The organism is Nocardioides conyzicola, from assembly GCF_039543825.1.
Lineage (GTDB): Bacteria > Actinomycetota > Actinomycetes > Propionibacteriales > Nocardioidaceae > Nocardioides > Nocardioides conyzicola.
This window is the reverse complement of the sequence record NZ_BAABKM010000004.1, coordinates 111,043-127,378: the sequence shown is the minus strand read 5'-3', so window position 1 is coordinate 127,378 and position 16,336 is coordinate 111,043. Positions and strand designations below refer to the sequence as shown.

7 protein-coding genes are annotated in these 16,336 nt (G+C 74.3%); 3 read left to right on the top strand and 4 right to left on the bottom strand.

The features are described from left to right. Position 1 precedes the first annotated feature (1 nt). From ABEA34_RS20365 to ABEA34_RS20350, 4 genes are read right to left on the bottom strand one after another with little or no spacing between them, the layout of a single operon-like run. On the bottom strand, positions 2 to 724 hold the full coding sequence (locus ABEA34_RS20365) for a PASTA domain-containing protein (RefSeq protein ID WP_345523417.1): 723 nt from the start codon (positions 722 to 724) through the stop codon (positions 2 to 4). A gap of 42 nt (positions 725 to 766) precedes the next feature. Continuing rightward, positions 767 to 1,840, bottom strand: a complete 1,074-nt coding sequence (locus ABEA34_RS20360) for an amidohydrolase family protein (RefSeq protein ID WP_345523416.1) — start codon at positions 1,838 to 1,840, stop codon at positions 767 to 769. Beyond that, the gene (locus tag ABEA34_RS20355; protein ID WP_345523415.1) at positions 1,841 to 3,172 is read right to left on the bottom strand and encodes a type I glutamate--ammonia ligase; all 1,332 of its coding nucleotides are present in this window, start codon (positions 3,170 to 3,172) and stop codon (positions 1,841 to 1,843) included. A 10-nt stretch (positions 3,173 to 3,182) separates the two neighbouring features. After that, positions 3,183 to 3,710: a YbhB/YbcL family Raf kinase inhibitor-like protein gene (locus ABEA34_RS20350; RefSeq protein ID WP_345523413.1), complete on the bottom strand. Its 528-nt coding sequence runs from the start codon at positions 3,708 to 3,710 to the stop codon at positions 3,183 to 3,185. Between the two features lie 110 nt (positions 3,711 to 3,820). On the opposite strand from ABEA34_RS20350, the gene cobA reads away from it, so the two are divergent. The 3 genes from cobA to ABEA34_RS20335 all read left to right on the top strand — a co-directional run bounded on the left by cobA (position 3,821) and on the right by ABEA34_RS20335 (position 16,156). Continuing rightward, positions 3,821 to 5,047 (top strand): uroporphyrinogen-III C-methyltransferase, encoded by a 1,227-nt coding sequence (cobA, locus tag ABEA34_RS20345; protein WP_345523411.1) that lies wholly within the window; start codon positions 3,821 to 3,823, stop codon positions 5,045 to 5,047. Beyond that, positions 5,047 to 5,850 carry a TrmH family RNA methyltransferase gene (locus ABEA34_RS20340; protein WP_345523410.1) on the top strand — a complete coding sequence of 268 codons (804 nt, stop codon included), beginning with the start codon at positions 5,047 to 5,049 and terminating at the stop codon, positions 5,848 to 5,850. Before cobA ends, ABEA34_RS20340 begins: the two co-directional genes overlap by 1 nt. 73 nt (positions 5,851 to 5,923) lie before the next feature. Further along, the gene (locus ABEA34_RS20335; protein ID WP_345523408.1) at positions 5,924 to 16,156 is read left to right on the top strand and encodes a beta strand repeat-containing protein; all 10,233 of its coding nucleotides are present in this window, start codon (positions 5,924 to 5,926) and stop codon (positions 16,154 to 16,156) included. The last annotated feature ends 180 nt before the right edge of the window (positions 16,157 to 16,336 follow it).

The window sequence follows — 16,336 nt, the reverse complement described above, 5'->3', positions numbered from 1 at the left end:
GTCAGCCGTCGCCGACCTCGAGCTCGATCGAGGACCTGGCCGGCACGACGAGGCCCGCTGCCGGCCGGGTGCCGGTGACGTAGTGCGGGAAGTCCACGTCGGGTGCCTCGCCGACGAGCCCGGCCTCCTCGAGCAGTGCGACCGCGTCGTCGTCGGAGGTCCCGAGCGGCACGACCGGCACGGTCGTGGAGCCGGCGGGCAGGGCCGTCAGTGACCGCATCATCCGCTCGACGAACCGTCTCGGGTGCGGTCCGAGGTAGCCGACCTCGAAGGTCAGGTGGACGGTCGGCACCGTGAACGTGAGGGTGCACGGGCCGTTCGCACCGGCGCTGCAGCGCACGCCGCCGTGGCGCACCGTCATCCCGTCGACCTCGGTGCGGTGCCGGAGGGTGTCGGGGGCGGGCAGTGCGCCCAGGTCGTCGGGGGCGACCACCAGCCCCGACGGTCGGCTGCGAGGCAGGGGGCACGGCACCGGGCGGTCGACGGGTCCGTCGATCCGGACGGCGGGCTCCCGGGTCGTCTGACAGGGGTCGGTGAGCGTCGTCCACTCCTCGGGGACGGCCACGACCACGTCGTCGGCTCCCTGCCAGCGCATGCCCGCAGGCGGCGACGCGACGGAGCGCACCGGGGCGGCACAGCAGTCCTCGGCAGGCGTGCAGGCGGTGAGCGCTGTCAGCGCCAGCAGGCCGACCGCGCTCAGGATCCGTCCGGGTCGTCGTGCCATGGGGGTGGGACGGGCCCCGCGGTCGCGGGGTTCCCGCCGGGCTCAGAGCCCGTAGACGCGACGCGCGTTGCCGGCGGCGACCAGGTCGACGATCCGGACGGCGTCGTCCAGACCGCAGTCACCGCGGGCGAGCCAGCCACCGAGGACCTCGCCCATCGCGCGCCGCCACAGCAGCGAGCCCAGGACGTGGAGCTCCGGGACGCCGTACGCGTCCGACGAGTAGAGCTGCTTGGCGTACGGCGCCAGCTCGAGCGACTCGGCGACGAGCTCGACCGAGCGCGCGCCGAGGTGGTTGACCGCCAGCCCGACGTCGAACGAGACGTGGTCGAAGGCCTGCGCCAGGTAGCCCGCCTGGCGGTGGAACGGGTAGCAGTGCAGCAGCAGCACGGGCACCTCGACGGTGCGGAGCAGCGGCAGCAGGTGCAGCGGGTCGGCACGGCGCAGGTCGAGGTCGCGGTCGCCGAGGCCGGTGTGGACCTGGAGCGGGAGCCCGCGGGCAGCGGCCTCGTGCACGACGAACGCGACCAGCAGCGGGTCGACCACCCGAGGACCCGAGGCCAGGGCGGCGGCGACCACGGCGGCGTCGGTGGGGCGCGACCAGTCGATGTCCAGCCCGGTCCGGTACGCCGCGATCGTCTTCGTGCCCACTGCCCGGACCGCCGCGTCGTCGAGGCGGGCCCGGAACGCACCGGGCACGTCGTCGGCGCCGATCACCTCCTCGAGGAGCACCTCCAGCCGCACGACCTCCGACCGCGGCTCGGGCAGGTCGAGCAGGCCGGGCGTGAGCCCGTTGTCCACGACCCAGTGCTCGACACCGGCGGCCTCGACGAACGTCCGCACCAGCTCGTCGTACGGCGTCGCGCTCCGCGCCGCCCAGTAGTCGTCGGCGGAGGCGAGGGCAGGCAGCCCCAGGAGGGGAGCGCACCACCGGCGTACGGCGAGCCCGACGGGCAGGTCGAAGCCCGACATCCAGGCCGGCACGGGGCCGGGGGACCCCTCGTTGAGCGCCGCCTCGAACGACGGACGGTCGCCGGGGGACGTGAACCACCCGTGGACGTGGTGGTCGACCAGCCGCACGGTGCGGAGGTGCTCCGCGAGCTCGTCGGGGACGGCCACTCAGCAGCTCCAGGAGAGCCTGAGCGCCTCGGCGACCTCCGGCGCGGACGGGTCGGGGAAGGTCTCGACCTCGTAGCGACGGACCGCGAGCAGCCCGGCGACGATCGGGTCGCCGAGGAACCGGCGGGCGATCGGCGACGCGGCGAAGGCGTCGAGCGCCGCGGCCTGGCCCGCGGGCAGGGACGGCAGGCCGGTCGTGCCCTTCGGGTCGTCCGGGACCTCGGGCGGCAGCGGCAGGCCGGCCTCGATGCCGTGGAGCGCGCTGCCGAGCAGGGCGGCGACCGCGAGGTAGGGATTGGCGCTCGGGTCGACCACCTTGAGCTCGACGTTGGCGCCGTGGGCGCTGGCCGGCCCGCCGGCGACCAGGCGTACGGCGGCCTCGCGGTTCTCCAGGCCCCAGCAGAGCGCGGCGCCGGACCAGTTGCCGGGCTGCAGCCGTGCGGCGGACAGCACCGAGCCGGCGTACACCCCGACCAGGCCGGGCAGCGCGTCGAGGATCCCCGCGATCGCCGCCTCGCCGGCGGGGGTCAGGCCGTGCGGTCCGCTGCCGCCGCCGAAGACCGGTCCGTCGCTCGTGACGAGCGACAGGTGCAGGTGGGCGCCGTTGCCGACCTCGCCCGTGAACGGCAGCGGGGAGAAGGACACCTGCATCCCGTGCCGGGCAGCGGTCCTGCCGAGCACGAGCCGCGCGAGGATCACGTCGTCGGCGGCGCGCACGGGGTCGGCGGGCGACAGCGAGATCTCGACCTGGTCCTGGCCGTACTCCATGTGCAGCTGCTCGAGGCCGAGCCCGACCCGGTCGGCCGCCTCGGCGAGGTCGGTGAGGAACGCCGCCTGCTCCAGCGAGGTGCGCAGCCCGTACGGCGACCGGGCTCCCGTCGTCGCGTGCCCTCCGTCGGGCCCGAGCAGGGTGCACTCCAGCTCGGCGCCCACGAGCGCTGTCAGGCCGGCCGCCTCCGTCGTGGCGACCGTGCGCCGGAGGGCCGACCGGGCACACATGTCGTTGCTGTCGCCGTCCTGGTCGTGGAGCTCGCCCGGGGCCCAGGCCACGCCGTCCTCCACGACCCGCAGCTCGGCGGGGTCGATCGGGATCCGCAGGTCGCCGACCACGTTGAGCTCCGGCGTGAACGCGATGTTGCCGTCGACGCAGAAGACGCTCCAGCACGGCGAGGCGCCCATGCCGACGCGGTGGAACGCCGCCAGCCGCGCGGTCGGGACGTACTTCGCGCGGGCGACGCCGCCCATGTCCACCACCGACCCGCCGACCAGCCGGACGCCCTGCCCGGTGAGCTCCTCGACGTACGCCGCGAGGTCGGCATCGGTGTGGGTCATGGTGCCCTGTCTAGTGCTGGTAGGTGCCGTGGAGGATGGCGCGGCCGGCGGTCTTGAAGGCCAGGTTGAACGAGACGACCGCGGGCGAGGCGTCGGAGTCGACCCCGAGGGACTCCTCCTTCACGGCGTGCACGACGAAGAAGTAGCGGTGCACCTGGTCACCCTCGGGCGGGGCGGCGCCCATGAACGCCTTGGGGCCGCCGTCGTTGCGGCACATGAAGGCGTTGCCCGGCAGCGCTGCTCCCTCGGCGCCGGCGCCTGCGTCGAGCGACGTGACGTCCGCGGGCAGGTCGACCAGGACCCAGTGCCAGAAGCCGCTGGGCGTGGGCGCGTCCGGGTCGAAGCAGGTGACCGTGTAGCTCTTCGTGCCCTCCGGCGCGCCCTCCCAGGAGAGCTGGGGCGAGGTGTTGCCGGCGTCGGCGACCTGGTCGTCCTTGAGCGGCGCGCCGTCGCTGACGTCGGCGCTGGTGACCGTGAAGGACGGTGCGGCGGGCAGCAGGTCGTAGGGGTTCGGGGTGACCGGACGGTCGAGGGTCATGGTGTTCCTCACACGTGGGTGCATAGGGCCTGGGCAGGACGGGCTCCAACGTAGTCCGGTGGGTGAACCCGCGTCACCGGGCCGCGACGGGCTGCCGGGATGATGGTCCGATGGACGACTTCCCCATCTATCCCTCGGGACTGCTGCTGACGGGGCGTCGCGTGGTCGTCGTCGGCGGCGGGCACGTCGCCCAGCGGCGGGTGCCGCACCTGATCTCGGTGGGGGCCGATGTCCACCTGGTGTCGCCGGAGGTCACGCCCGCGGTCGAGGGCATGGCGTCCGCGGGCGAGATCACCTGGCACCAGCGCGGCTTCGTGGCCACCGACCTCGACCTGAGCTGGTACGTCATCGCGGCCACCGACGACCACGACGTCAACGAGCAGGTGTCCTTCGCGGCCGAGGAGCGGCGGATCTTCTGCGTGCGCGCCGACGATGCGACGCGCGCGACGGCCTGGACGCCGGCCGTGGGGCGGCACGCGGGCGTCACCGTCGCGGTGCTCGGCCAGCGCGAGCCGCAGCGCTCCGCCGCCGTGCGCGACGAGATCCTCGAAGGCCTGCGCGAGGGCACGATCGTGGCCCGGCACCAGCGCGACCGTACGCCGGGCGTGGTGCTCGTCGGCGGCGGGCCGGGCGACCCGGAGCTGATCTCGGTCGCCGGGCGCAAGGCGCTGATGGAGGCCGACCTCGTGGTCGCCGACCGGCTCGCCCCCCGCGAGCTGCTCGGCGAGCTGCCGGCCGACGTCGAGCTGGTCGACGTCACCAAGCTGCCGCGGGGCCGGTCGGCCCAGCAGGAGGAGATCAACCGGATCATCGTCGAGGGGGCGCTGGCCGGCAAGAAGGTCGTCCGCTTCAAGGGCGGCGACAACTTCGTCTTCGGGCGCGGCTACGAGGAGGTCATCGCGTGCCGCGAGGCCGGCGTGCCGGTCACCGTCATCCCGGGCCTGTCCAGCTCGGTGTCCGTCCCGGCCGTCGCCGGGATCCCGGTCACCCACCGTGGGGTGACCCACGAGTTCACGGTGGTGTCCGGCCACCTCCCGCCCGGCCACGTGGAGTCGCTCGTCAACTGGCCCGCGATCGGCCAGCTCACCGGCACGGTCGTGCTGATGATGGCGGTCGAGAACGCCCCGGCCATCGCGACCGCCCTGGTCGCTGGCGGCCGGCCCGTGACCACCCCCGTCGCGGTCATCAGCGACGGGACGATGCCGGGGGAGCGCACGGTGCTGGCCACCCTGGGGACGCTGGAGGCCGAGCTGGCGGCCCACGACGTGCGCCCGCCCGCGATCATCGTGGTCGGCGAGGTGGTGGCGGTCGCCCATCCCGAGGCGTTCCAGGCCTGATGGCCACGATCGTCGAGATCACCGACCCAACCGACCCACGCCTCGCCGACTACCGCGACCTGCGCGACGTCGAGCTGCGCAAGCACCTCGAGACCGAGCACGGCCTCTTCCTCGCCGAGGGGGAGAAGGTGGTCCGGCGGTCGGCGGAGGCGGGGTTCGCCCCGCGGTCGTTCCTGATGGCGCCGCGCTGGGTCGACGGCCTCGCCGACGTGCTCGCGACGACGGACGCCCCCTGCTACGTGCTCGAGGAGGCGCTGGTCGAGCAGGTCGTCGGCTTCCACGTGCACCGCGGCGCCCTGGCGTCGTACGAGCGGAGGCCGCTGCCGAGCGTCGCGTCCGTGCTGACGGGTGCCCGCTCGGTCCTCGTCCTCGAGGACCTCGTCGACCACACCAACGTCGGCGCCATCTTCAGGTCGGGGGCGGCGTTCGGCTTCGACGCCGTGCTGCTGGCACCCCGGTGCGCCGACCCTCTCTACCGGCGCGCGATCAAGGTCGGGATGGGCGCGGTGTTCAGCACGCCGTGGACCCGGCTCCCGGACTGGTACGACGCGCTGCCGGACCTCTCGGCGGCCGGCTTCACCACCGTCGCGTTGACCCTCGCCGACGACGCCACCCCGATCGAGGACGCCGTCGACGGCGTCGAGAAGGTCGCCCTGGTGCTCGGGTCCGAGGGACACGGCCTGTCGGCCCGCTGGGAGGAGGCCGCCGACCGGCGGGCGATCATCCCGATGCGCGCCGGCATCGACTCCCTCAACGTCGCGGCAGCGACGGCCGTCGCCTGCTACATCACGGCGAGAAGGTGACGCGTTTCCGCGTACTGCCCACGCGGACCACGAGGCGCGGCTATCGTCGGATTCCTCGAATACGGGGGGTCTGGTGGGTCGTCCAGCGCGTCGCCTGACGGGCGTCGTCGGCGTCCTCTCGGCAGCGTTGGTGCTCATCGGCGCCCCCTCCACGGGCGGGGCCCTGCAGGCCGTCACGACGGCCGCGGCGGCGACCAAGACCGTGGGCGCTCCGGCGGCCAGGCCGACGTACACCGCCAGGCCGCTCTCGGCCGCGGCCGCGGAGGCGGCACGCGCCGACGTCGCCCTGCCGCGACCCGTCCACGGCGCTCGCGCCGTACGCCTGCTCGGTGACCGGGTCGACGAGGCCGCCGCGCTCAACGAGATGAGCAGCGACGAGCTCGTCCGGCTGCTGAGCTCCGACCCCTCCGCCTGGGTCGACTCCGAGGGCGCCGTCTTCTACCGGGACCCCGTCGTGCGAAACGCTCCGACCCGGCGGGCGCGGGCGGCTGCTCCGCTCGACCAGACCTTCGCCCTGCACAGCCTGCCGGGCTCCGCGCACACGATCTTCCTCGACGTCGACGGCGCGTCCGTGAGCGGCACGCGCTGGCAGGCCGAGCACCCCGGCGTACCCCCGACGCAGCCGGCGTGGGACCCGTCCGGCGACGGTCCGGCCTTCGCCGACAGCGAGCTGACGAGCATCCAGGCGATCTGGGCGTCGGTGGCGGAGGACTACGCGCCGTTCGACGTCGACGTCACCACCGCCGACCCCGGCGCCGCGGCGATCGACCGGTCCGGCCCGGGCGACCACGTCTACGGCGCGCACGTCGTCATCTCGCCCAGCCTCGCCACCAGCGCGGCGATCTGCGACAGCGACTGCGGCGCCGCGTCGTACCTCGGCGCCTTCGGCGCGACCTCCGGTGGTGCGGGCGGCGACGGCTACGGCTACCAGCAGCCCGCGTGGGTCTTCCCCGACCTGCTCGGCCCGGACTCGCCGAAGCGGACCGCGGAAGCCGTCAGCCACGAGGTGGGGCACCAGCTCGGTCTCGTCGACGACGGGGGCTCGACCGCGACCGTCGACCCCGGGCACGGTGCGTGGGCGCCGATCATGGGCTCGGCCGACCTCCACCCGATCAGCCAGTGGAGCCAGGGTGACTACCCGGGAGCGACCAACCACGAGGACGACGTCGCGACCATCCGGTCCGTCATCGGCTCCCGACCCGACGACGCCGGGGGCAACGTCGGGCAGGCCGCGGCGTTCCCGGCCGGCGCGAGCTACATCACGAGCCGCTCCGACGTCGACGTCTACCGGCTCGGCACGTGCACCGGCACCTTCACCGTCTCCGCCAGCCCGGTCGACGCCCAGGCCGACCTCGACATCAAGCTCACCCTCCTCTCGCCCACCGGGACCGCGCTGACCACGGCGGACCCGGCCTCCGCCCAGACCGGCGCGACGACGGCGTCCGGGCTGGACGCGTCGATCACCCAGACCAACGCCTCCGGCAGCTACTACGTCGCCGTCGACGGCACCGGCAACGGACCGTGGAGCACCGGGTACGACGACTACGGCTCCCTGGGCGCCTACACGATGGCGCGGACCGGCAGCTGCACGGGCGCGGCCGCCACGGGCGTGCCCTCCCAGGCCAACAATCTGGCCGCCACGCCGGACCCGCTGGCCCCGGACGTCGCCCTCAGCTGGACCGCCCCCACGACCCCGGGCGCCGGCGGCGCGGTCACCGGCTACCTCCTGACCCGCAGCGGCAGCGACGACTACGTGCAGGTGCCGGCCTCGACGACCGGCTACACCTGGACCGGCCTCGCCTTCGGCACCGGCTACACGTTCACGGTGACCCCGCTCAACGCCAACGGCCCCGGGGTGGCGCGGTCCGTCACCGCCACGACCTCGAGCGGGACCGTCGTGCCGGGAGCGCCCAAGAACTTCACCGCCGCCTGGAACCCGGTCCCGCAGACCGCCGTGCTCGCCTGGTCGGCGCCGCCGAGCGCCGGCAGCGCCTCGGTCCAGACGTACGCCCTCTTCATCGACGGCACCCTCTACACCTACTACGACGCGTCGACCACCGCGCTCGGGTTCGCCGGGCTCTCCCCGGGCGCGACCTACACGTTCGGGGTCGCCGCCGTCAGCAGCGTCGGCACCGGGCCGACGGCGACCGCGACCGTCACGGTCCCGGCGCGCGCCGGCAACGACGCCTTCGGCCAGCGCGTCACGATCAGCGGCGTGTCGGGCAGCGTCACCGGCAACAACACCGAGTCGTCCGAGGAGTCGGGGGAGCCGGCCCCGACCGCCACCCGTGCCGGCGCCGGCAAGGCCTCGGTCTGGTACTCCTGGACCGCGCCGGCCTCGGGGCCGGTCACGCTGGCCACGACCTCGTCGACCACCGACCGGGACACCACCCTCGACGTCTACACCGGCAGCACGGTCGGGACGCTGAGCAGGGTGGACGGCAACGACGAGCCGGCGGGTGGCGGTCATCTCGCCGCGGTCACGTTCAACGCCACCGCAGGCACGACGTACGCCATCGGCGTCAACGGCTACCGGACGGCGACCGGCGTCGGCCCGTTCGGCCTGACCTGGGCGGGCAGCGCGATCGGTGCGAAGAGCACCACGACCACCCTCAGTGCCGTCGGGGGCAGTGACCGCTCCGTCAAGCTCACGGCCACGGTCACCGCCACCTTCGGCGCACCGGTGGGGCACGTCTACTTCTACGACGGCAGCACCCAGGTCGGCGACGACCTCCTCGACGGCTCGACGCCCACCCCCACGCTGACCGTGACCGACCAGGCACGGGGCGACCACGTCTTCACCGCGAAGTTCGTCCCGACCCGGAGCGACCTGTTCGCCGAGTCCACCTCGGCGGGGAAGACGGTCACGGTCGCCGCGTCCACCACGGCCACCACCCTGACCGGGTCCTCCGACGCCCAGCAGGTGACGCTGACGGCGAACGTCGCCCCGTCGGCCGGGACCGCTGCCGGCACGGTGCAGTTCCGCGACGGCACGACCCTGGTCGGCACCGGCACGGTCGCGTACGGCGCGTCCACGGTGGTGCTGACCTCCGTGGCGCCGGGCGCCCACTCCTACACCGCGACCTTCGTCCCGTCCGACCTCGAGCGGTACGTCGGCTCGACGTCCGCCGCCGCGGCCGTCACCGTGGCGGCGTACCCGGCCGCGGCATCGACGACCACGACCCTCTCCGGCCAGGTCTCCGGACGTACGGCGCGGCTGGTCGCGACCGTCACCGCCACCGGTGCGACCCCGGCCGGCAGCGTCCAGGTCAAGGACGGGTCCACCGTCGTCGGCAGCGCGACCCTGGTCGCCGGCTCCGCCTCGCTGCCGCTTGCGGACCTGACCCGCGGCACCCACCAGCTGACCGCGACCTTCGTCCCCGCCGACGCGACGGCGTACGCAGCGTCGACGTCGACCGCCACGTCGCTCGCCGTCGTCGCGACGCCGACGACGACCACGCTCACGCCCAGCCTCAGCGGCCGCACGGTCACGCTGCAGACGAGCGTCAGCCCGTCGTCGGCGGGCACGGTCGAGCTCCGCGAGGGCAGCACGCTCCTCGGCACGGTGACCCTCAGCAGCGGCGCCGGCCAGCAGGCCCTCACCAACGTCGCCGTCGGCGTCCACCACTACACGGCCACCTTCGTCCCGACCGACGACCTGCGCGACGCGGGCTCGACGTCGCCGACGCAGGACGTGACCATCGACCCGTCGGTGACGTCGACCGCGCTCGGCTCCGCCGTGAGCGGCCACCAGGTGACCCTGACCGCGACGGTGACGAGCTCTATCGGGGCGGCGGCCGGGTCCGTCACCTTCCGGGAGGGTGACGACGTCGTCGGGACCGGCACGGTCTCGGGAGGCGTGGCGAGCACGGTGCTGACGGCGGTCAGCACCGGCGTCCACAGCTACACGGCCACCTTCGCCCCGACGACCCCGGCCCAGCAGGCGGCGTCGGTCTCGCCCGACCAGACGGCGACCGTGGCCGCGACGACGACCACGACCGACCTCACCACGGGCGTCTCCGGACAGGTCGTGACCCTGACCAGCAGCGTCACCGGGGGCACCCTCGCCGGGAAGGTCGAGTTCCGTGAGGGGAGCGCGCTCGTCGGCACCGTCCCGCTGGCCAGCGGGGCCGCGGTCCTCCAGCTGCCCGGCGTCGCCCCCGGCGCCCACGCCTACGTCGCGACCTTCGTGCCGAGCGGCACGACGTACGCGACCTCGAGCTCGGTGTCCCGGACCGCCAACGTCGTCGGGGCGACCGCGACCACGCTCGCGAGCTCCGTCAACGTCAGCGCCGTGACCCTGACGGCCGGCGTCACCGGACCCGGGACGCCTGCGGGCGACGTCGAGTTCCGCGACGGCACCAGCCTCGTCGGGACGGTGACGCTGTCCGGCGGCGCCGCCTCGGTGACGCTGCCGAGCGTGGCGGCCGGCGCGCACAGCTACACCGCGACGTTCGTGCCGACCAGCACCGCGCTCTACGCCGGATCCGTCTCGGAGGCGCACCCGGTCGACGTCGCCCGGGTCGCCTCCGCCACCACCCTGACCGCGACGGTCAACGCCCAGTCCGTCGACCTGTCGTCCACCGTCTCGGCCGCCTCGGGCGCGCTCGCGGGCACGGTCACCTTCCGCGATGGTGGCGCCGTGGTCGCCACCCGGACCGTGACCTCGACCGCGACCACTGTCACGGCCACGGTCGCGGCGTCGTACGGCGCGCACTCCTACACCGCGACGTTCGTGCCGACCGGCACCGTCCACAACCCCTCCACCTCGCCGACCCGGACGGCGACCATCCCGGGCACCACCACGACGACGCTGACCACCGACGTGACCGGCCGCACCGTCACCGCGACGGCGGTCGTCGCCGGGTCCGGCGCCACGCCCGCGGGGAGCGTCGCCTTCTACCGGGACGGCACCCTGGTGGGCACCGTGACCGTGGCCTCGGGCACGGCGGTCTACACGGCGACGAGCGTCGTGCCGGGCACCTACAGCTACACAGCGACCTACACGCCGGGCACCGCGGCCACCGGGGGCTCGTCGTCCGCCGCGAGCGTGGCCACCGTCGACCCGGTCGCCTCCACCACGACGCTCCAGGCGGCGGTCTCCGACCGGACCGTCACGCTCGATTCAGCCGTCGCCGTGACCAGCGGGACGGCGGCCGGCAAGGTGCAGCTCCGCGACGGGAGCACCCTGGTCGGCGTGGTGACGGTGGCCAGCGGTGCCGCGAGCCTGGTGCTCAGCAACGTCACGCCGGGCGGGCACACCTACACCGCGACGTTCGTGCCCGCCGACCCGACGGTCTACACCGGCTCGGACTCGGACCCGAAGACCGTCACCGCCGCGAAGATCGCCACCACCACTGCTCTCGTCGCCACAGTCAGCGCCCAGACCGTCACCCTAACCGCCACCCCGGCCACCGCCGCCGGCACCCTCGCCGGCTCGGTGGAGCTCCGCGACGGCACCACGCTCCTGGGCACCGCCACGCTGGACGCCACCACGGTCGTGCGCACGTTCACCGACGTCACGCCCGGGTCGCACACCTACACGGCGACCTTCGTGCCGACCGGTACGACGCATGCCGGGTCGACCTCCGCAGGCAAGACCGTCACGGCCGCGGAGCGGTCGTCCACCACCGACCTCGCCGCCGCGGTCGACGTCCGCACCGTGACGCTCGACGCGACGGTCGCGTCCGGCTCCCGCCAGCCGGAGGGCAACGCCGTCTTCCGCGACGGCTCCACGGTCGTCGGCACCGTCGCGCTCGACGAGGGCGAGGCGCAGCTGGTCCTGTCGTCGGTCACCCCGGGGTCGCACTCCTACACCGCGACCTTCGTCGCGACCGATCCCACGACGTACACGGGCTCGGCCTCGCCGAGCCGCACCCTCTCGGTGCTCCCGATCGTGACGATGACCGCGCTCACCGCGACCTCCGGCACCGGCCAGGAGGTCGAGCTCTCCTCCCAGGTCACCGCCGCGAGCGGCGTGCCCTCCGGCAACGTCGTCTTCCGCGAGGGCGGCTCCGTCGTCGCCACGGTCGCGGTGGTCGCCGGCAGCGCCCTGGCAGAGCTGACCGGCGTCGTCCCGGGCACCCACACCTACACGGCCACCTTCGCCCCGACGAGCCCGGCGACGTTCGCCGGATCCGCGTCGGCCGGCCGCTCGGCGACCGTGGACCCGATCGCCACGACGACCGGCCTCACGGCCACCGTGACCGCCTCCGCCGTCCAGATCGCGGCCACGCTCGACTCGGACGCCGCCGGCCAGGTCGTCTTCCGGCAGGACGGGACGACGGTGGGCAAGGTGACGCTGGCCGGCCGCGCAGCCGCGCTCCACCTGGATGACGTCACGCCCGGCGCGCACATCTACACGGCCACCTTCGTGCCGACCGACCCGACGACGTACGCCGGCTCCGTCTCCCCGGACCGTGGCGTGACGGTCAAGGTCCCCACGGTGACGGACCTGACGGCCGGCGCGGTCCAGCGCACCGTTTCCCTCACGGCGACCGTGGTCGCCGCCGGCTCGCCCGCCGGCGCCGTCGAGTTCCGGGAGGGGAGCACGCTCGTCGGCACCGTCGCGGTCACGTCCGGCAGCGCGTCGGTGACGCTGTCGAACGTCACCCCGGGCAGCCACAGCTACCGGGCGACGTTCGTCCCCACGACCCCGGGCACCGTGGCCGGCTCCGTCTCGGCGATCCGGTCGACGACCGTCGGCGCGGTCGCCACCACGACCGTCCTGGACACCGACGTCGCCGGGCGCTCGGTCACGTTCGACGTCCACGTCACGAGCCCGAGCGGCTCTCCCGCGGGCGAGGTCGACATCCGTGACGGGAGCACGGTCGTCGGCACGGCGGTCCTGGTGGCCGGCGCCGCCTCGGTCACCATCAACGGCGTCGCCCCCGGCGACCACGCCTACCGCGCCTTCTTCAGCCCCGACGACGCGGTCGCCTACGCCTTCTCGAGCACGGCGCCGAGCTTCACGAGGATCGCTCCCGCCACGACGGCCACCGACCTGGACCTGAGCGTCGCCGGGCGCACCGTCTCCTTCGACGCCGCGGTGACGTCCGGCTACGGGACCCCGGCCGGGTCGGTCATCCTCCGCGAGGGCACCAGGATCGTCGGCACCGTCGACCTCGTGGCCGGGGCCGCGCACCTCGAGCTCACCGGGACCGACCCCGGCGCGCACACCTACACGGCGACGTACGTCCCCGGCAGGACCGCCACGCACGTCGGGTCGACGTCCTCCGAGCGGAGCGTCACCGTCGCGATGCCGACCACGACGACGCTGACGTCGAGCGCCTCGGTGCGCACGGTCACCCTCCGGTCGGTGGTCACCCCGCTGCGCGGGACGCCGGCCGGCTCGGTCGTGTTCCGGGAGGGCTCCACCGTCGTGGACACCGTCGCGGTCGACAGCAACGGCGCGGCGACCACGAGCCCGGCCGGCGTGGCGCCGGGGGAGCACACGTACACCGCGACCTTCGTCCCGAGCGACGCGGTCACGCAGGCCGGCTCGGTCTCGACCGCGAGCAAGGTCACCGTCGCCCCGATCGTCACGACGACGACCCTGGACACCCAGGTCGCCGTCCGCGCCGTCACCCTCTCCTCGACGGTCACCGGCGCGAGCGGCACCCCGACCGGCCAGGTCGAGTTCCGCGACGGCACCGGCCTCGTCGGCACCGTCGCCGTCACCGACGGTGCCGCGTCCACGACGCTGTCGGGCGTCACGCCGGGGGAGCACACCTACACCGCGACCTTCGTGCCGACCGCGCCGGTCACGTACGCCGGCTCCGTCTCGACCGCCAGCACCCTCACCGTCGCCCCGATCGTCACGACGACGACCCTGGACACCCAGGTGGCCGTCCGCGCCGTCACCCTGTCCTCGACGGTCACCGGCGCGAGCGGCGCCCCGACCGGGCAGGTCGAGTTCCGCGAGGGGGCGACCGTGGTGGGCACGGTCGCCGTGTCCGCCGGGGCGGCGTCGACGACGCTGACCGACGTCACCCCCGGCGCCCACACCTACACCGCCACGTACGTGCCGGCCAGCGCCGTCACGTACGCCGGCTCGGCCTCCTCGGACGCCGTGGCCACGGTCGCGCCGATCGTCACCACGACCCAGCTGACGACGACCGCGGACGGACGCGCCGTCACGCTCGTCGGCGCCGTGACCGGCGCGAGCGGCACCCCGGCCGGGAAGGTCGAGTTCCGCGAGGGCAGCACCGTCGTCGGGACCGTCGACGTCGCCTCCGGTGCCGCGACCACGACCCTGACCAACGTGAGCCCCGGCGACCACGGCTACACCGCGACCTTCGTCCCGACGGACTCGGGGACCTTCGCCGGCTCGAGCTCTGCCACCACGACCGTGACCATCGGTCGGATCGCCACCAGCACCGCCCTGGTCACCACCGTCACCGGCCAGGACGTCACCCTCACCGCGACCCCGTCCACCACCGACGGCACCCTCACCGGCGCGGTGGAGTTCCGCGAGGGCAGCACGCTCCTCGGCACCAGCCCGCTGAGCGGCACGAGTGCGGCGCTCACGCTCACCGGCGTCAGCGCCGGGCCCCACACGTACACCGCGACCTTCGTGCCGACCGGCACCAGCCACGCCACGTCCTCGGACCACCAGACCGTCACGGTGCCCCACGCGACCACGACGACGCTCACCGCGACCACCGGCGCGGACAACCAGGTCAGGCTGGAGGCGCTGGTCACGTCCGGTGCCGGCGTGCCGACCGGAGCCGTCGAGTTCTACGACGGCACGACGAGCCTCGGCGACCCGAGCGGGGTCGGCGGCGACGGCATCGCGTTGCTCACCGTCGACGACGTGCTCGGGGGCGTGCACGACTACACCGCCGTCTTCGTCGCGGAGCACGGCGACGACTTCATGACGTCCTCCGCGACGCACTCGTTGACCGTCGACCCGACGACCACCGAGACCGCGCTCGTAGCGGAGCGCACGCCCGGCTCCCGCAGCGTCGTCCTCACCGCGGACGTGTCAGCCCAGGCAGGCAACCCGGCCGGCACCGTCACGTTCCGCGACGGCAGCACCGTCGTCGGGACCGCGACGGTGGCCGCCGGTGAGGCCACCAAGACCCTGACCTCGGTGCCCACCGGCGACCACGTCTACGAGGCCACGTTCGTCCCGACCAGCAGCACCACGTACGCCGGGTCCACGTCGCCGCAGCAGTCCCTCACGCTGGCGACCAGCACGTCGGCGACCGACGTCACCGTGACCAGCTCCGGCACCACGGTCACCTTCGCGGCCACCGTGACCAGCCCCGACGGCGTGCCGACCGGTGAGGTGCAGCTCAGCGAGGGGGGCGCCGTCGTGACGAGCGGGGTGCTCGACGCCGGCACCGTGAGCGTCGCCCTGCCCGGAGTCTCCAAGGGAGAGCACACCTACGTCGCGACGTACGTCCCGGCTGACGACTCGTTCGCGGGCTCTGCCTCCGCCGCCAGGACCGTCACCGTGACGGGACCGGTCCCGGGGACCGCGACGACGACCGGGCTGACGGCCGGCGCGGTGCGCCGCACGGTGTCGCTGAAGGCGACCGTGGCGGCGAGCACGGGCACCCCGGCGGGCACGGTCCAGTTCCTCCAGGACGCGAGCGTCGTCGGGTCGGCGCCGGTGACGGCTGGCGCCGCCTCGCTCACGCTGCCCGCTGTCGCCGCCGGAGCGCACGCCTACACCGCCGTCTTCCTGCCGGCCGACGAGGCGGCGTTCGCGACGTCGACGTCGCCCGCGCGCCAGGTGACCGTCGCGCCGACGGCCACCACCACCGCGCTCTCCGGCAAGGTCAGTGGGACGACCGCGACGCTGCGGATCACGGTCGCCGGCACCGACGGCCTGGTGCCGGTCGGCACGGTGCGGGTGTTCGACGGCAGCACCCGCATCGGCCAGGTCCAGGCCCAGGGCGGGAAGGCGACGCTGGTCGTGCCCGGAGCCGCCGTCCGTCAGCACTCCTACCGAGCGACGTACCTGCCGTCGTCCACCGACTTCGCCGGGTCGTCGTCGTCCATCCTCACCCTCACGGTGCGGCCGGTGGCCTCGACGACCACGCTGACCGCGCCGGCCAGGGCGAAGGCCGGCAGCCGCCCGACGCTCAAGGTCAAGGTCCGGCGAGCCGGCACCCCCGCGACGGGCAAGGTGCGGCTCACGTACGGCGCCACGAAGGTCACGCTGACGCTGAAGCACGGTCAGGCGTCGTACCGGCTGCCCCGCGTGACGAAGGGCTCCCTGAAGGTCACGGCCGCCTACCTCGGCAACGACACGACCGCGAGGTCCTCGGCGACCAGGAGCATCAAGGTCGGATAAGGGGGGCCGGCCTCACCCCTCAGGGTGGTCGTCGGTGGCCGATCCCTGCCACGTCCGGAATCGGACGTCTCATGGCCGTGATTTGGCCGTGCTGGCGCCGTCCGGCGCCTAGTCTGTGGAGGCTTTCGTCGCGTGGGGGGAGAGCCGGGCAGCAACAGCGCCCGTTCTCGGAACCTGGGG

Excerpts from the sequence above, each read along its gene's own strand:
- ABEA34_RS20340 (WP_345523410.1), top strand. The coding sequence starts at position 5,047 with ATGGCCACGATCGTCGAGATCACCGACCCAACCGACCCACGCCTCGCC.
- ABEA34_RS20365 (WP_345523417.1), bottom strand. The coding sequence starts at position 724 with ATGGCACGACGACCCGGACGGATCCTGAGCGCGGTCGGCCTGCTGGCG.
- ABEA34_RS20355 (WP_345523415.1), bottom strand. The coding sequence starts at position 3,172 with ATGACCCACACCGATGCCGACCTCGCGGCGTACGTCGAGGAGCTCACC.
- ABEA34_RS20350 (WP_345523413.1), bottom strand. The coding sequence starts at position 3,710 with ATGACCCTCGACCGTCCGGTCACCCCGAACCCCTACGACCTGCTGCCC.
- cobA (WP_345523411.1), top strand. The coding sequence starts at position 3,821 with ATGGACGACTTCCCCATCTATCCCTCGGGACTGCTGCTGACGGGGCGT.